A 16305-nucleotide genomic window follows, 5' to 3' on the forward strand; every position below is an offset into this window, starting at 1 on the left:
ATCAACCACGACCAAAAGGACAGAGAGGGAAGCGACATGGTTTGCAGTTCAAACAATAGCCACCATGGCCCAGAGCGGCCAGCTCTTTACGGGTAATTTTTTCTCCAGCCAGAATTCTGGGAAGGACTAGATCCAGGACGGTGATTTGATGATACATGGCGCAAGCCGGAACCCCCAGGATGGGCCTTCCCTCATGGTAGGCCACAAGAAACATCGCTCCCGGCAGGACAGCTGAACCATAATAGATTTCTTCAGCCCCTAGGTCTCTAATGGCCGCCCGGGTAACATCATCAGGATCTACAGACATCCCTCCAGTGCAGAGAATAAGTTCGGCTCCAGCGGTAAGGGCCGCTTCTAAACGGCTACGGATGATATTCACTTCATCCGGGGCAAAGGCCACTGATATTATTTCTCCTCCCAGTTGTTCTACCTTGCGCCGCATCACCGGTTCAAAGGCATCTTCTATACGGCCGTAGAAGACCTCACTTCCGGTGATAATTAAGGCCGCTTTTCTTTTTACCAGGGGAGAGACCCTGAGGATCCCTCCAGCCCTTTGAGCTATGGAGACTGCCTCGTCCACTAGGGATTTTTTCACTACCAAGGGAATGGCCCGGCCGGCGGCCAGAGGTTCCCCTTGGTGGACGAAGAAGTTTTCGTGTCTCGTGGCTAGCATTACCTCCCCCAGGAGGTTGAAAGAGAAAAGGGCCTCTTTGTTTACCTTGAGGATCCCATCCCGGGCGGCCCGGAAGGTTATCTTCCCTTCGACCACTTCGGGATCATAGGTGACTCCTTCCCCGGCCACTGCAGCCGCCAGGGCTAAGGCCGCCTCATTTTCGTGGAGGTCGTCACTTTCGTATTCAATGACATAAATGTGATTCTTGCCCAACCGCTTAAGGTGGGGAATATCATCAGCCGTGATTACATGGCCTTTACGGAAAGCTGGTCCCTTAAAGGCCCCCGGTCGAATCTCGGTAATATCGTGGGGAATAACCATGCCAATGGCCTCTTCTACCGGCACGGTGCGATACCTCATGAATTAAGCCTCCTAAAGTAGCCTCCAAAGGCACAGGCCCGACAAAGGATTTGTCCAGCCTGCTGTATATCTCGTCCGTCTTGGACCCAATTACCACAGACCTGGCAACGAACTCGACGTCTAGGTCGGCCAGGAAGATCAAAATCGTTAATATCCACCTTCACTTCTTCTACCTGAAAAAGATCATCGTCGGAGAGCGCCTTATAGGCCTCAAGCTGACGACGGTAGCGGTCGTCTATTTCAGGAAACAATCCATCAGCCAGCTTTCGGGCCTCCTCTCGGGCCACTATACGGAAGGCTCGATTGGTTTCCAGATTGACAAAAGTGGCAGCCATTATGCCATAGTCTACAAACTTAAGGGAACGTTTCCCGAGGGTGCAACCAGTAACCGATTGAATAGCATCGGTGGCGCAGCGATCTATCTCTACATAGACGAGAAACTTTTTGCGATCAGCCCCCTTGGGGTCTTGGATGCCGATAAGTTTAAGTCCAAGCATGGCCAGTCTTACGCCCAAGACTTGGCCCGGACAGAGATGACCATGGGTTTTTACGGATTCGGCCAGAAGTCTTTCAAATTCTTCCTTCTCAAGGAGAGTTTTCATCTCTCAAACCATATCGGGCCTTGAGATATTCGTCTACCCTTTCGGCCAAGGTCCTGGTCATTCCGGGAACCTTAGCGATCTCCGCTGGATCTGCCTGGGCTATGGCTTCCAGGCTACCAAAGTGTTCGAGAAGTCTGGCTCGGCGTCGGGGACCAATGCCTGGTATCTCCTCAAGGAGAGAGGAGAGGGCCTTTTTGTTTCGCACTCGACGGTGAAAGTTGACTCCAAAGCGGTGGGCCTCATCTCTGACCTTCATTAAAAATAGAAGAGCTGGGTTGTGTTTGGGGAGAAGAAGGGGGTTTTTACGATAAGGGAGATAGATCTTCTCACCCTCTCCGTCCCTTTCTTTGGCTAGGGCACAAAGGGCAATCTGATCCTCCAATCCCAGCTCCTTAAGGACGGTAAGGGCCACATTGAGCTGTCCCTTGCCACCATCAACCACCAGAAGATCAGGAAGGTCATTTTTAGCTTTTTTAAAGCGACGTTCTAAGACTTCGGCCATCATGGCATAGTCATTAGGGCCGGGGCTCCGAAGATGATAATGACGATAAGAGCTCTTGTCTGGTTCCCCATCAAAGAAGGAAACCAGGGATCCAATGGGAGCCTCAGCCTGGATGTTTGATATGTCTATACATTCTACCCGGCGTGGTGGATGAGGAAGCCGGAGGCGCCCGGCTAACTCTTGAGCAATATTCTCCCAAGCCTCTTCTCTAAGTTTCTTTCTCTTTAAAAGTTCGATGGCGTTTGTCTGGGCCAGACGGAGAATCTCGATTCGTGGCCCTCTTTGAGGACTTAGTAGCCGCACCTGGTAACCAGCCATCTCCTTTAGCCATTGAGAGAGGAGTTCGGCGTCATTGGGAAGGACCGGAAGGATAACTTCTTCAGGAATGACTTTTCCCTCATCATAGAATTGTTTGATGAAGGAGGCTAGAAGTTCTGGGGGATCTTCTTTAGTTCGGGGAAAGTGAAACCCTTTTTGCCCTACGAGCTCGCCGGCTCGGACAAATACCACCACAATGGCCGTCCAGCCATCTTCTTGAGCCAAGCCGATAACATCCCGATTTATCTCGTCTGGACAGATAATAGTTTGGCTTTCCAGGGTTCGTTCGATAGCCTGGATTCTATCTCTCAGAAAGGCCGCTCTTTCAAATTCCAGTTTCTCAGCCGCGTCAAACATCTCCTGACGAAGTCTCTCCAAGACAGCTCGCCTCTGGCCTCGGAGAAAGTGGATGACCTGATCTACCAGGGTTCGGTATTCATCCTCGCCTATCAGGCCCACGCAGGGGGCCCGACAGCGGCCAATCTGATACTCCAGACAGGGCCGCAGCCGTCTAGAGAACTCGGCATTGCTACAGCGCCTAAGGGGAAAGATGCTTCCCAAAAACCGGAGAGTCTCTCTTACGGATTTGGCCGAAGGGTAAGGGCCAAAATAGAGGTTACCGTCCTTTTTCCGACGGCGGACTATCTGAAGCCGGGGAAACTTTTCCCTTATGGTTAATCGTAAGAGAGGATAGTTTTTGTCATCCCGAAGAACTACGTTATAGCGCGGCCGGTAACGCTTTATCAGTCTGGCCTCCAGGATGAGGGCCTCCTTCTCGTTGCGGGTGAGGATGATCTCCAATGTCGTAGCTCGCTGGAGAAGATTCCGGATTTTGAGGGATACCTCAGCCTGAAAATAGGCCCCTAAACGGCGGCGTAAGTTCTTGGCCTTACCTACGTAAAGTGGTTCTCCCCGGACATTCCGAAATATATAGACCCCGGTTTTACTGGGAATTTCTTCTAAGGATCCGGGTATGTCCTCTACTTTAAGGCTAAGAGGTTGTTGTCTCTGAACAATTAGCGAGGTGGCCACAGTTAAGACCGCTTTCAAAAAAACATTGCTTTTCCGATAATATTATCAATTCTTCCCCGGTGGAAAAACTGAAAGGATCTCCGATGTCTTATGCCCTGATTTTTTTGGGGATTCTGATTTTTGTTCTGCTTTTCTCCTGGGCTAAAGATAGGGAGTCAAAGGAGGAGTTAAAAGAGGTAGAGGTTGACCCTCCGGCGGATCCTTTACCCCTCTGGGATCAGACCCTGGTTAAGGAGACCGTCGAGAATCGCCTGCGACAATCGGTAAAGATTTTTTGTCTCCGGAAACATCGTCCTCGAATAGTAAATGACCTTTCTCCAGAGGAAAGGGAGCGTCTTCTTAAAGGCTTTCGGGCCCGAGCTCTTCCTTCGGGGGCCTCGTTGCGGCTCTCTAAGCTTCTTAAAGACCACCTGGCTGACAGTCGAGAGGTCTCTCGTCTAGCGGCTACAGACCCTGTGCTTTCAGCCAAACTCCTCGAGGTGGCCAATTCCGCCTACTGCCGACCTTCCGGGGCGGCTCGGGTGACTTCTGTCCACCGAGCGATACTCATTCTCGGATTCAATCAGGTGCGGACCATTCTTTTTCAGACCATCTTTCGTGAGGCGGTGATGAACTCTGGAGAGCTGGACCCCGAAGAGATCAAAAAACTCTGGGGTCATTCGGCTGGGGTCTCGGTTGTAGCCGGACAGCTGGCTATGAAGGCCGGTCTGCCCGAAGGGCAGGCTATCACCGCTGGTCTCCTCCACGATATCGGTAAGTTCTTTCTCCCCCCGGCAAAGGAAGATCATGGCCTCTCCATGGCCCTTTCTCCGGAGGAGCTGGAAATTCCCCCAGTGGTCCTTGAAGACAAGATCCATGGTAATAACCACATGATCGTCGGAGGTCTGCTTTGCTCCTTTTGGCACCTGCCCAAGGAGATTGTCATGACAGTAGCCTACCATCATCTACCTTCGTTTTCGGATCTAAGAGGGCTCCCTGAGGGGGTGGCTGAACTGGTGGCCCTTGTTTCTATCGCCGACTATATCTGCCATCTCCTGGGGTTCTTTGAGGAGGAACCCATCCTCTATGAGCTTTCACCCTGGGTCTGTGAAACAGTTGGGCTTTCTTATCCTATAAAGAACCTTGTTGGACCAGAGATGATCAAGGAGCTGGAGAAAACCCAGTTACTGGTTAGTGCAATCTGAGTAAAGACATCCGCAGGTTCGATCTCTTCCTTGAACCTTAGCCGCATATAGGGCGACATCGGCCCGGTCAAGTAGGCTCTCCGGGGTGTCATCCCTGTCCAGTTCGGCCAGACCGGCAGAAATGGTGATCCGGAAGGAGAAACCTCGATCTGGAAAGCTAAAGAGATGCTCGCTTACTAGTTTGCGTAGTCTTTGGGTGACTTTTAGGGCATCTCTGCAGGAAGTATGGGGCATAAGGAGCAGAAACTCCTCTCCGCCATATCGATAGAGTCGATCCACCTCACGAATGTTCTCTCGAAGAATGCGGGCCACGCCTTTGAGGACTTCATCGCCGATGATATGACCGTAGGTGTCGTTTATGTTTTTGAAGTGATCAATATCAAACATGGCTACAGTCAAGTCCAGATCATATCTTTTGGCCCGGTGTATTTCGTTGCGAAGCTCTTCATCTAAGGCCCGCCTGTTAAGTAGGGCTGTAAGATAATCGATACGGGTGTTTTCCCGTAATTTTTCGATCTCTCGGGTCTGATTCTCTATGACCTCCTGAGCCTGCTTTACTTCCTCTTTCAGGGCCTGATTGTGGCTCTTCAGGGTTTCCACCTCTCGGAGTATGGCCTCTAAGTCCTCAAAAGGAACGGCGGCCTCCATCTTACCTAGAGAACGCTCCATGGCCTCTACTCGCTCCGAGGTGCTTTGTCCAAGGTCGTTCAGCAGGTCTTTAGTGGCTAAGAGAATAGCTCCAGCTTGGGCAATGAGTTGGGGAAAATCCTCTTCTCCGAGACACTTGGGGTCGTTGAGTAGCTCCAGAAGTTCGTGGTATCCTCGCTCTTGGGCTACTTGCCGGAACTCTTCGGAATAAAAGGGTGGAATAGGAGGTCGGCCACGGGCAACGATGCGCTTTAGGGCCTCGCGGGCAGTTTCGGCGATCCTGATGGAAAGCTCCTTTTTGTCTATATCAGCCATTATTAAATCCTTTTGGTATCTTGATTCTTATATATCGGTCTTTTCTCCGAGAATTTTAGCCCGGCTGGCTGACTTTTAAATCTAACGGAGGAGAAATGGAACTTCCCAAGACAGATCTCAATCTAAGCCATAATGCTTTAGTGGTTTTAGCCAGACGTTATCTCCGGCGAGACGAAAAGGGGCAACCCCTTGAACGTCCCGAGGACATGTTCCGCCGTGTGGCCAGGGCGGTGGCTGAGGCCGATCTTCTTTATGATCCTTCGGCCTCGGTGGAGGAACTGGCTGGGCGCTTCTACCAGCTTATGACCAATTTTGATTTTCTGCCCAATTCCCCTACCTTAATGAATGCCGGTCGGGAACTAGGCCAGCTTTCGGCCTGCTTTGTCCTCCCCATTGATGATTCCTTGGAGTCTATCTTTGAAACCTTAAAGTACACAGCCCTCATTCACAAATCCGGTGGGGGGACTGGTTTCTCTTTTTCCCGTCTTCGTCCTAAGGGAGACATTGTTCGGACCACCCATGGAGTCTCCTCAGGACCTATCTCTTTCATGATGGTTTATGACGCCGCTACCGAGGCCATCAAACAGGGGGGGACAAGGCGAGGGGCCAATATGGGCATCCTGAGGATAGATCATCCAGATATTGAGGAATTTATTACCATCAAGCGGGATTTGAATAAATTGACCAACTTTAATATCTCGGTGGCGATAACAGAGGCCTTTATGGAGGCCCTTTCTCGGGGCAAAGATTTTCCCTTAGTCAACCCCCGTAATGGTCAGGTGATCCGACAGGTTCCAGCTACTCGGCTTTTTGATCTCCTTGTAGAAAATGCCTGGATGAGGGGGGATCCGGGAATAATTTTTATTGATCATATCAATCGGGCCAATCCCACCCCTCACCTAGGAGAAATAGAAAGCACCAATCCTTGTGGGGAACAGCCTCTTCTGCCCTTTGAATCATGTAATCTGGGCTCTATTAATCTCTCCCGCTTTGTCCTGGATGGCCAAATTGACTACCCTCGTCTTAGAGAGGTTGTCCATTTGGCCGTACATTTTCTTGACAACGTCATTGACATCAATCGCTTTCCCCTCCCTCAAATAGAAGAGATTACCAAAAGAACCCGCAAGATCGGCCTGGGAGTAATGGGCTTTGCTGATATGCTAATTAAACTCGGTCTTTCTTATAACTCTGAAGAGGCGGTGAAGACGGCCGAGGAAGTTATGGCCTTTATTCAGAGGGAGTCAAAGATTGCCAGCGCGGCCTTGGCCAAAATGCGAGGTAACTTCCCGGCCTATCCGGGAAGCATCTGGGATCGCCCGGAGACGCCCTTTATGCGCAACGCCACCACTACCACTATTGCCCCTACAGGGACACTATCTATCATTGCCGGCTGCTCTTCGGGCATAGAACCTCTCTTTGCCGTCTCCTTTGTCCGTCGGATTCTCGATGGCACCGAGTTAAGAGAGGCCCATCCCCTTTTTAGACAAAGGCTTAAAGAGGCTGGAGCTCCGGTAGAAGAAATTATCGAGGCCGCCTCTAAAACCGGTTCTATACAGGCGCTAGAGGCTGTTCCGGAGGAGATACGGCGTCTCTTTGTAACCGCCTTTGATGTTCCCGCCGAGCAACATATTAAAATCCAGGCCGCCTTTCAGCGACATGTGGACAACGCTGTCTCTAAGACCATAAACTTCCCCGCTGAGGCCACTAAAGAAGACATCCGTCAGGCCTATCTCTTGGCCTACGAAATGGGCCTTAAAGGTCTTACTGTCTTTCGCTACGGTAGCCGTCCTGGTGTCTTGGAGCTGAAAAGACCGGCAGAGGCTGGGCGCCTGGCTCCTCGTCCCCGTCCTACCTTGACTCAGGGGGTAACAAGGCGAGTCCGTACCGGCTGTGGCAACCTTTACGTCACCGTCAACTGGGATGAGGCCGGTCTGTGTGAGGTCTTCGCTACGATGGGTAAGGCAGGGGGCTGTGCTGCTTGTCAGATCGAGGCCACCAGTCGTCTTATTTCCCTGGCTTTGAGGGCCGGAGTGGCTCCGGAGTCTATTATTAAACAGCTTTCAGGCATTCGTTGCCCTTCTCCCTCCTGGGAAGAGGGGCGGCAGATTCTCTCCTGCCCAGATGCTGTGGCCAAGGTCTTGGCCGAGGTCATAAAAGTAGACATCCGGCCAGAACCAGAGCCGGCCCTCGGTAGCTGTCCAGACTGCGGTGGGGCCCTGGAGAGTGAAGGTGGGTGCTACCTTTGCCGTTCTTGTGGCTTTTCCCGGTGTGATTAAATTAAATATGCCGATAAAGACATGTAGGAGGCCCTTTATGCCGGAAATCCTCTATGAAATAAACGTCGTTGCCGAAAGGGTGGGGCTTTCCCCACAGGCTATTAGGGCCTATGTGCGCCAAGGGCTGGTTCCGGTATGCCGTCAAAAGGGCGGGCTCTTATTTAACCCTCAGGCCCTGAAAAGGCTGGAGAGGATTCGACTTCTTCGCGAGTTTGGGGTGAATACCCCGGGGATAGAGATTATCCTCCGTCTCCTTGAGCGGCTGGAGGCCGCCCAGGGATTCGGCCCTCGCTGGCTGGAAACACCATTGCGTAAAATTCCCGTGCTTGAACAGGAGGATTAATCCTTTTTAGGGTAAGCAATTCGGCCCTCTGGTTGGTTGTCCCCTTTGCTCTTGGGCTAGCCCTGGCCGAAAGGGTGTCTTTGGCGTGGGGGATCTGGGTTGCTGGAGGGCTGGCCTTCTTTTTCGTCTTTTCCCGCCTTTGGTTCGTCGGGCTCTCGTTTGTTTTTATGCTCCTGGGGGTGTGGTATGGGAAAGGGGCCCTTGTCCCCCTGAGAGACGATATCTCTCGCCAGATTATCTCCGGCCAGAGATATGTAATTTCGGGGCGCGTTCTTACTGCACCCGAGAGGGCCTGGGGGAGAACCACTTTTGTCCTTGAGGCCTGGGCCCTTCACAGACCTGATGGAGACTCCCCGGTTTCAGGCCGCATCAGGATCAGCCTCAGGGGAGAGAAAGATCTTCGACCAGGGGATATTGTTCGTCTAAGGGCCAGCTTGCGGCATCCTAGAAACTTTAATAACCCCGGCTCCTTTGACTATCGTCACTATCTGGCTGCTCGGGGGATATTTACCCTGGGGAGCGTTTCCTCACCCCTTCTTTTGGCGGTGATTGGTCATGAAGATGACATTAGTTGCCTTTTGGAAAACCTCCGCCTCCAGATCAGCCAACGTATAGACCGCTCGGGTCTCTTTCCAGAGGCTGTCTCCCTGATCAAGGCCTTGGTTACCGGGGAACGTCGAGGGCTGTCTCCAGAGCTTAGAGAGTCCTTTGTTCGGGCCGGAGTGGCCCATCTCCTGGCTATCTCAGGGCTCCACATGGGACTATTGGCTATGGTTGTGGGAGGGGTTGTTCTGATAGGGGCCAGGAGATGGGCCTGGTTGATGCACCGTCTCGATGTAAAAAAGCTCTCTCTAGTAGTAGCCTTGATGGCTGTTCTCCTTTATACCGGGGTCTCTGGAGGAAGCCTTCCCGCTCGCCGGGCGGCCATAATGGTTTCAACCTTTATTATCGGTTTTCTCCTTGACAGGCGGATCCCCTCCGGAAGTTTAATTCTTGTGGCGGCCTGGCTCATACTTCTTGACCAGCCTTTAGCCGTAAAAGAGCCTTCTTTTCTCCTCTCTTTTTCGGCTATTTCCGGTCTGGCTTTTATGGGGCGGTCCTTAAAGGGTGGACGGCCTCTCCGAAGTCTTCTCTTGGTCTCTTTAACCGCCTGGCTGGCCACGGGCCCTTTTATCCTTTACTTTTTCAGCCGTCTCTCCCTTGTCTCCCCTCTGTCTAATTTGGTTCTTGTCCCGCTGGTAGGATGGTTATTTGTTCCCCTGTCTTTTTTGGCCGTTGTCTGGCCATCTATCCTTCCGGGAGGTGATCTTCTCTTTTCTCTGCTGGGGTACCTGACGACTTTGGTCCTCAAGATGGTTTCTCTTTGGGCCTCCGTGCCACCGCTTATCCTGCCTCTCAACGGGCTTGGCCTGGTGGGAGGGCTTCTGTTGGCAGCCTCTCTGTTGGCCCTTCTGCGCCAAAAAAGACCTGGTCTTCTTCTTTTGCCTTTGGCGCTGGCCTTCTTGGTTTTGTCCTTCTTGGTTGAAAAGGCACCGTCCTTTCAAGTGGTAGTCTTTGATGTGGGACAGGGGGCCTCGGCCCTCCTCAAGACAAAAGAGACCGCCATCCTTATTGATGGTGGTGGTCCCGCAGGGCCGGGTTTTGACGTGGGCTCTTTGGTGCTTGCTCCGGCTCTATACCGGCTTGGCGTGCGGCACTTAGAGGCCGTTATCCTCAGCCACCCAGAGGCCGATCACTTCTCCGGCCTACCCTATATCATTGAGACCTTTCCTGTGAAACGTTTCATAAAGACTGCAGATTCCTCAGAGGCCAGACTTTATCTACGTCTTATGGAGACCATCAAGGAGAAGAAGGTCCCTCTTCTGGTAATTCACCATCCTAGCCAACTCAAGCTGAATGATCTCACTGTAGATTTTTTCCCTCCCGGTAGAGATCTTAGCGGATCTCACAACCGCCGCTCATTGGTTACCAGAGTTACTTACGGCCAGAGGGTTTTCCTCTTTCCCGGGGATATTGATGTCGTAAGGGAAAGGCTTCTTTTGGGGAAGGACATTCGGGCTGACTTCATTCTTGTTCCTCATCATGGATCAAGGACCTCTTCGAGCTTTGATTTTTTGGAAAAAGTTTGTCCCTGTTTGGCGGTTATCTCGGTCTCGGCCAACAATCGGTTCCGTCTTCCAGCCCCTGAACTGGGTATTAGGGTCTTTCGTACTGATTTGGATGGGGCTGTCATCATTTGTAGTGATGGTTATAGTTTGGGTGCTATAGGATGGCTCAAAGGGGGGGAAGGATGGCACCTTCTTACGAGGTCTTCGAGCATGGAGCCGATGTCGGAGTTCGGGGGTTTGGCCGCAGCCTGGAGGAGGCCTTTGCCAATGCCGCCAAGGCCATGTTTTCCTTAATGGTGGAGGACTTCGATCAAATAAAGCCCAACCGCCGTATCGAAAATATTACCTGTCTGGCCGATGACCTGGAATCTCTTCTGGTTTTCTGGTTGAACCGCCTTTTATCGCTGGCAGATATGGAGAAAATGATTTTTTGTCACTTTGGCCCCCGGATTAAGGGGCTTAGATTGACGGGCTGGGCTGCCGGAGAGACTCTTGACCCTTCACGCCATAGGCTGGGAGTGGAGGTTAAAGGGGCTACCTATACCATGGCTAAAGTGGCCAAGGATGGTGATCTCTACGTAGCCCAGTGTGTGGTGGATGTTTAAAAACAGGTAAGGAGAGGTTTTATGGAGATAAAAAGCCTTGTGCAGGTAGGAGAATACGAGTGGGAGATCCCTCGAAGCGGCCAGATGCGGGTTCCGGCCCGTATCTTTGCCAGCCGGGAGCTCCTTGAGGAGATGGACGAAAAGGTCAGGGAGCAGCTATCCAATGTAGCCACCCTTCCGGGCATCGTGGGGGCTGCCCTGGCCATGCCCGATGCCCACTGGGGCTATGGTTTTCCTATCGGTGGGGTGGCGGCCTTCGATCCGGCAGAAGGTGGGATTATCTCTGTTGGAGGAGTGGGCTACGATATCTCTTGCGGAGTAAGGACTCTGCTTACAGGTCTTAAAAAAGAGCAGATAGAACCCGTTCTGGAGACTCTCATCGAGGCCCTCTTTGTGACTATTCCGGCCGGGGTGGGTTCAGAGGGCAAAATTAAGCTTTCACCCACCCAGTTAGATGAGGTCCTGGTGGGTGGGGCCCGCTGGGCCGTAGAGAAAGGTTATGGGCTACCTGAAGATCTCGATTACATCGAGGAGAACGGCTCCCTGCCGGGGGCCGACCCGGCCTGTGTTTCCATGGAGGCCAAAAAGAGACAGTACCGCCAGATAGGCACCCTTGGTTCAGGGAATCACTACCTTGAGGTTCAGTATGTTGCCCAAATCTATGATCATCAGGTGGCCCGGGCCTTCGGGCTGGCTGAGGACGATGTCATCATCTCTATTCACTGCGGTTCAAGGGCCTTGGGGCATCAGATTGCCACAGACTATCTTCGGGTTCTCTCTGGGGCCTCCCGAAAGTATGGTATCCCCATCCGGGAAAAGGAACTGGTCTGTGCCCCCATTGATAGTCCTGAGGGGCAGAGGTATTACAAGGCCATGGCCTGTGGAGTAAATTGTGCTCTGGCTAATCGGCAAGTTATCAGTCACCTTGTTCGGGAGGTCTTTGCCGAGGTGGTCCCTGAGGCCAATATCCGGGTTCTCTATGATGTTAGCCATAATACCTGCAAGATTGAAGAGCACGAGGTCGCCGGCCGTCGCCGTCGTCTCTATGTTCATCGTAAGGGTTCCACCCGGGCCTTTGGGCCGGGCCGGCCTGAATTGCCTCAGGCTTATCGAAAGGTTGGGCAGCCGGTGATAATTGGCGGTACCATGGGAACTTGTTCTTACATATTGGTGGGCACCACCGAAGGTACGACCAAGGCCTTTGGATCGGCCTGTCATGGAGCCGGTCGGGCTATGAGCCGGCATGCGGCCAAAAAGAGGTGGCGGGGGAGCGACGTGATCCAGCATCTGGCCCGACAGGGTATCGTCGTTCGAGCTAAAAGTATGCGAGGGGTGGCCGAAGAAGCCCCTTTGGCCTATAAAGACGTTTCTAAGGTGGTCGAGGCCACCCATCTGGCCGGCTTGGCCAAAAAAGTAGCTATGGTCAAACCTTTAGGGGTAATAAAAGGTTAAAAAATGCTTAAGCCAGGAGACCGAACTTGGAAGTTCAAAGTCCAGATTGTCTCTGGGCCATGGAAGGGGCTTTCCTGTTTTGTCTGAACCTATAAAGGGGCCCCGACCTTGCTTGCCTTCTTTAACGGTGAGGGGCTGGCAGTCCGCCAGTTGGCGGCCAAAGTGGATGAAATATATCGTTTCTATGAACCTCGGGGGCTAAGGGCTGGTTTTGTCTTTTTGGCCTCTCAACCTTCACCTGAATTTATCTCCTGGGCCAGAAAGCTTGTGGCTCCGGTAGCCACTGTTCCCCAAGAAGGTGAGAAAGAGATCAGAGAAAAATATCTCTTAAATGAAGATTTTCAGAACCTGATTCTTCTTTCACGTCTTAATCAGATAAGGGAGGTTTTTTATAATCTCCAGCCTGTTAAGTTAGAAGAGTTCGTTCGTCGGCTAGAGGTGTTCTGGAATGACCCTCTGCTTTTGGGTTGATTCTGGCTTTTAGGAGGAGACTATGGAGAAGGATTGCATTTTTTGTAAAATTATCAAGGGAGAGGTTCCGGCAGACTTTGTCTATCAGGACAATGATGTGGTGGCCTTTAAGGATATTAACCCCCAAGCCCCGGTCCATATCTTGGTGGTTCCCAGGGAGCATATAGCTTCGGTAAACAGCCTCACCGAGGCCAAGGCAGATCTTATTGCCAAAGTTATTCTAACCGGGAAGAAGGTGGCTGAGAAATTGAATATAGCCCAAACAGGCTACAAACTCCTATTTAATGTAGAGCGGGGAGGTGGGCAGGTTATTTTTCATCTTCACCTCCACTTGCTGGGAGGTTGGAAATCTGGTCCAGAAAGCCTTTATATTTAAAGAAATCCTTTGACTAAAGAGAACCCTTCCGGGGAGCCCCTTGAAGGGAACTTTATCCCGGGAGGAAATTTAAGACTATCGGGAAAAGATCGATAAGGACCACAACGCGCCTTTAGGCTCCATAAAAGAGAGACCCCCGGGCCGTTTGGGACCCGGGGGCGACGACCGTTACCCAACCTCCATGGGTTTCAAATAAAAAAGCCCTTGAGGGGAGTCTCCCCTCAAGGGCTATCATGGCCCATACAGTATTTTCTCTTTTAGCCCAGGTCTTTCTTTTTGTCAAGTTTTAAATGATCCTCCCTATCGGGGTTTGGTTGACACCCGTTAAGGCCATTCTTACCTTCCATGGCGCAAGATGTCCTAAAGAAATCCCAAAAGAAATCAAGCAACGGAGGTAAGCATATATGAGAATGGATAAATTCACCTTTAAGTCTCAAGAAGCTCTGCAAAATGCTCAGCAGATGGCAGAGTCTGCTGGAAATCAGCAACTTGAGCCTGAACATCTTTTGAAAGCCCTGGTGGAACAAGAGGGGGGGCTTGTCCCCATAATTTTGGAACGCCTGGGGATAAATTCATCCTTGGTGGCCGCGGACCTTGAGGAAGAGCTTTCCAAGCTTCCCAAGGTGGGGGGGCCTGGGTTTCAGGTCTATGTTTCCCCAGCCCTTAAACAGGTTCTTGATCGAGCCTTCAAAATCGCGGCCGAGATGCGGGATGAGTTTGTCTCCGTGGAACATCTTTTGTTGGCCATTTTGGAATCCGGTACCCCTGCAGCTCAGATCCTGGCCCGTAGGGGAGTTACCAAGGAGGCTGCTACTGAGGTCATAAAATCCATTCGGGGCAATCAAAGAGTAACTGACCAAAGTCCAGAAGATAAATATCAGGCCCTGGAGAAGTTTGGCCGCGACCTTACAGCTCTGGCCAAGGCAGGAAAGCTTGATCCAGTTATCGGTCGAGATGAAGAGATCCGCCGGGTAATCCAAATTCTCTCCCGGCGCACCAAAAATAACCCGGTTCTGGTGGGCGAACCCGGTGTGGGTAAGACAGCCATTGTCGAGGGTCTGGCTCAAAGAATCGTCGCTGGCGATGTTCCCGAACCCCTCAAGGATAAACGTATCATTCAGCTAGACATGGGAGCTCTTATTGCCGGGGCCAAGTTCCGGGGAGAATTCGAGGAGCGTCTTAAGGCTGTCTTAAAAGAGGTGGAGCAGAGCGAGGGCGAAATTATCATGTTCATCGATGAGATCCACACCCTGGTAGGAGCTGGGGCCGCCGAGGGGGCTATGGATGCCTCCAACATGCTCAAGCCAGCCCTGGCCAGGGGGGAGCTCCATTGTATTGGGGCTACCACCCTCGATGAATACCGCAAATATATAGAAAAAGATCCGGCCTTAGAGCGTCGGTTCCAGCCTGTTTATGTAGATGAGCCCACTGTAGAGGAGGCCATTGCTATCCTTAGAGGGCTCAAAGAAAAGTATGAGGTCCACCATGGAGTACGAATCACCGATAGCGCCATTATTGCCGCCGTGACCCTCTCACACCGCTACATTACGGATCGTTATCTCCCTGATAAGGCCATAGACCTTATTGACGAGGCCGCTGCCAAATTGCGGATCGAAATCGACTCTCTTCCCAGCGAGATTGACGAAATCGAACGCAAAATTATGCAGCTTGAGATCGAACGTGAGGCCCTGAAAAAGGAAACCGATCCGGCGGCCAGAGAGCGGCTGGCCAAGTTAGAGTCCACCCTTGAAGATCTCCGCCGCCAGGCAGAGGAGATGAAGGCCCACTGGCGGAAGGAGAAAGAGGTCATTCAGGAGATACGCAAGATCAAGGAAAGGATTGACCAGCTGCGTATTGAGGCCCAGCAGGCCGAGCGTCAGGGGGATCTTACCAGGGTAGCCGAGATCATCTACGGTCGCATCCCTGAGCTTGAAAGGCGTCTTGAGGAACTTAACCAGCAGTTGGCGGAAATTCAGAAAGAAAAGAGTTTCCTCAAAGAGGAGGTTGATGCTGAAGATATTGCCGAGATAGTCTCCAAGTGGACGGGAATCCCTGTCTCCCGGTTGCTCGAAAGCGAGCGGGAGAAGCTCCTTAAGATGGAAGAACGGATTGCTCAACGGGTGGTCGGTCAGGAAGAAGCCATTCGAGCTGTGGCGAATGCTGTCCGGAGAGCCCGGGCTGGTCTTAAGGATCCTAATCGTCCCATTGGATCTTTTATCTTTCTTGGGCCTACTGGAGTGGGTAAGACGGAGCTGGCCAAGGCCTTGGCAGAGTTTATGTTCGATACCGAACAGGCCATGATTCGGATTGATATGTCTGAATATATGGAAAAGCACTCTGTCGCCCGGCTCATTGGTGCTCCTCCAGGCTATGTAGGATACGAAGAGGGAGGTTATCTTACGGAGGCCGTGAGGCGTCGGCCTTATTCGGTGATCCTCTTTGATGAGATAGAAAAGGCCCATCCAGATGTCTTCAACATTCTGCTTCAGATCCTTGACGACGGCCGGCTAACTGATGGGAAGGGCCGGACCGTGGACTTCCGTAACACCATCATCATCATGACCTCCAATATTGGTAGCCAATGGATTCAGGAACTCGGTCCCGAAAATCGGACTGAAATGGAGCGCCGGGTGATGGAGGCCTTGAGGGCTAGCTTCCGGCCCGAATTTCTCAACCGGGTTGATGAGATTATCATTTTCCATGCCCTGACCAAAGAGCACCTTAAGAAGATTGTTGATATTCAGGTGCGCTATCTCCAGAGACGCCTTGAGGATCGGCGGATAACCATCACCCTGACAGAGGCGGCCAAGGATTGGCTGGCCCAGGTAGGTTATGATCCAGTCTATGGGGCCCGGCCACTTAAGAGGGCTATCCAGCGCTATGTAGAGGATCCTTTGGCCCTTAAGATTCTTGATGGGACTTTTAAAGACGGAGACCATGTCGTCGTTGATTATGATGAGGTCACCAAAAACCTTGTCTTCAGAAAAGGAGATTAGTTCTTGGGGAGGGAGAAGGCCGGTTAACCGGCCTTCTCCTTTTA

General features: G+C 51.9%; 13 protein-coding genes. 9 read left to right on the plus strand and 4 right to left on the minus strand.

Features of this window, described 5'->3' with window-relative positions; all coding sequences use genetic code 11:
• Nucleotide 1: 1 nt before the first annotated feature.
• From G4V39_RS08140 to uvrC, 3 genes are read right to left on the minus strand one after another with little or no spacing between them, the layout of a single operon-like run.
• The gene (locus G4V39_RS08140) at nucleotides 2-1033 is read right to left on the minus strand and encodes a molybdopterin-binding protein (protein WP_166032457.1); all 1032 of its coding nucleotides are present in this window, start codon (nucleotides 1031-1033) and stop codon (nucleotides 2-4) included.
• Nucleotides 1030-1635: an FmdE family protein gene (locus G4V39_RS08145; protein ID WP_166032458.1), complete on the minus strand. Its 606-nt coding sequence runs from the start codon at nucleotides 1633-1635 to the stop codon at nucleotides 1030-1032. Before G4V39_RS08145 ends, G4V39_RS08140 begins: the two co-directional genes overlap by 4 nt.
• Nucleotides 1619-3505 (minus strand): excinuclease ABC subunit UvrC, encoded by a 1887-nt coding sequence (gene uvrC, locus G4V39_RS08150; RefSeq protein WP_166032459.1) that lies wholly within the window; start codon nucleotides 3503-3505, stop codon nucleotides 1619-1621. The genes G4V39_RS08145 and uvrC overlap by 17 nt, the downstream gene beginning before the upstream one ends.
• Nucleotides 3506-3570: 65 nt before the next feature.
• On the opposite strand from uvrC, the gene G4V39_RS08155 reads away from it, so the two are divergent.
• Complete coding sequence (locus tag G4V39_RS08155; protein ID WP_166032460.1) at nucleotides 3571-4671, plus strand: HDOD domain-containing protein; 1101 nt, start codon at nucleotides 3571-3573, stop codon at nucleotides 4669-4671.
• Here the strand turns inward: G4V39_RS08155 and G4V39_RS08160 are convergent.
• On the minus strand, nucleotides 4651-5634 hold the full coding sequence (locus G4V39_RS08160) for a diguanylate cyclase (RefSeq protein WP_166032461.1): 984 nt from the start codon (nucleotides 5632-5634) through the stop codon (nucleotides 4651-4653). The genes G4V39_RS08155 and G4V39_RS08160 overlap by 21 nt on opposite strands.
• Nucleotides 5635-5729: 95 nt before the next feature.
• Between G4V39_RS08160 and G4V39_RS08165 the strand changes: the two genes are divergently transcribed.
• From G4V39_RS08165 to clpB, 8 genes are all read left to right on the plus strand, one after another.
• Complete coding sequence (locus tag G4V39_RS08165; protein ID WP_166032462.1) at nucleotides 5730-7910, plus strand: vitamin B12-dependent ribonucleotide reductase; 2181 nt, start codon at nucleotides 5730-5732, stop codon at nucleotides 7908-7910.
• Between the two features lie 37 nt (nucleotides 7911-7947).
• Nucleotides 7948-8253 carry a MerR family transcriptional regulator gene (locus G4V39_RS08170; RefSeq protein WP_166032463.1) on the plus strand — a complete coding sequence of 102 codons (306 nt, stop codon included), beginning with the start codon at nucleotides 7948-7950 and terminating at the stop codon, nucleotides 8251-8253.
• Nucleotides 8254-8333: 80 nt separating this feature from the next.
• Nucleotides 8334-10655 carry a DNA internalization-related competence protein ComEC/Rec2 gene (locus tag G4V39_RS08175; RefSeq protein WP_166032464.1) on the plus strand — a complete coding sequence of 774 codons (2322 nt, stop codon included), beginning with the start codon at nucleotides 8334-8336 and terminating at the stop codon, nucleotides 10653-10655.
• Nucleotides 10544-10966 carry an archease gene (locus tag G4V39_RS08180; RefSeq protein ID WP_166032465.1) on the plus strand — a complete coding sequence of 141 codons (423 nt, stop codon included), beginning with the start codon at nucleotides 10544-10546 and terminating at the stop codon, nucleotides 10964-10966. Before G4V39_RS08175 ends, G4V39_RS08180 begins: the two co-directional genes overlap by 112 nt.
• A 21-nt stretch (nucleotides 10967-10987) precedes the next feature.
• On the plus strand, nucleotides 10988-12418 hold the full coding sequence (locus G4V39_RS08185; RefSeq protein WP_166032466.1) for an RtcB family protein: 1431 nt from the start codon (nucleotides 10988-10990) through the stop codon (nucleotides 12416-12418).
• Nucleotides 12419-12526: 108 nt separating this feature from the next.
• Nucleotides 12527-12889: a hypothetical protein gene (locus G4V39_RS08190; protein WP_166032467.1), complete on the plus strand. Its 363-nt coding sequence runs from the start codon at nucleotides 12527-12529 to the stop codon at nucleotides 12887-12889.
• A gap of 22 nt (nucleotides 12890-12911) precedes the next feature.
• On the plus strand, nucleotides 12912-13265 hold the full coding sequence (locus tag G4V39_RS08195; protein ID WP_166032468.1) for a histidine triad nucleotide-binding protein: 354 nt from the start codon (nucleotides 12912-12914) through the stop codon (nucleotides 13263-13265).
• A gap of 404 nt (nucleotides 13266-13669) precedes the next feature.
• Complete coding sequence (gene clpB, locus G4V39_RS08200; RefSeq protein WP_166032469.1) at nucleotides 13670-16261, plus strand: ATP-dependent chaperone ClpB; 2592 nt, start codon at nucleotides 13670-13672, stop codon at nucleotides 16259-16261.
• The last annotated feature ends 44 nt before the right edge of the window (nucleotides 16262-16305 follow it).

Source organism: Thermosulfuriphilus ammonigenes, from assembly GCF_011207455.1.
Lineage (GTDB): Bacteria > Desulfobacterota > Thermodesulfobacteria > Thermodesulfobacteriales > ST65 > Thermosulfuriphilus > Thermosulfuriphilus ammonigenes.

Coding starts and splice junctions, on each gene's coding strand:
- G4V39_RS08140 (WP_166032457.1), bottom strand. CDS start 1,033: ATGAGGTATCGCACCGTGCCGGTAGAAGAGGCCATTGGCATGGTTATT.
- G4V39_RS08145 (WP_166032458.1), bottom strand. CDS start 1,635: ATGAAAACTCTCCTTGAGAAGGAAGAATTTGAAAGACTTCTGGCCGAA.
- G4V39_RS08155 (WP_166032460.1), top strand. CDS start 3,571: ATGTCTTATGCCCTGATTTTTTTGGGGATTCTGATTTTTGTTCTGCTT.
- G4V39_RS08160 (WP_166032461.1), bottom strand. CDS start 5,634: ATGGCTGATATAGACAAAAAGGAGCTTTCCATCAGGATCGCCGAAACT.
- G4V39_RS08165 (WP_166032462.1), top strand. CDS start 5,730: ATGGAACTTCCCAAGACAGATCTCAATCTAAGCCATAATGCTTTAGTG.
- G4V39_RS08170 (WP_166032463.1), top strand. CDS start 7,948: ATGCCGGAAATCCTCTATGAAATAAACGTCGTTGCCGAAAGGGTGGGG.
- G4V39_RS08180 (WP_166032465.1), top strand. CDS start 10,544: ATGGCACCTTCTTACGAGGTCTTCGAGCATGGAGCCGATGTCGGAGTT.
- G4V39_RS08185 (WP_166032466.1), top strand. CDS start 10,988: ATGGAGATAAAAAGCCTTGTGCAGGTAGGAGAATACGAGTGGGAGATC.
- G4V39_RS08195 (WP_166032468.1), top strand. CDS start 12,912: ATGGAGAAGGATTGCATTTTTTGTAAAATTATCAAGGGAGAGGTTCCG.
- clpB (WP_166032469.1), top strand. CDS start 13,670: ATGAGAATGGATAAATTCACCTTTAAGTCTCAAGAAGCTCTGCAAAAT.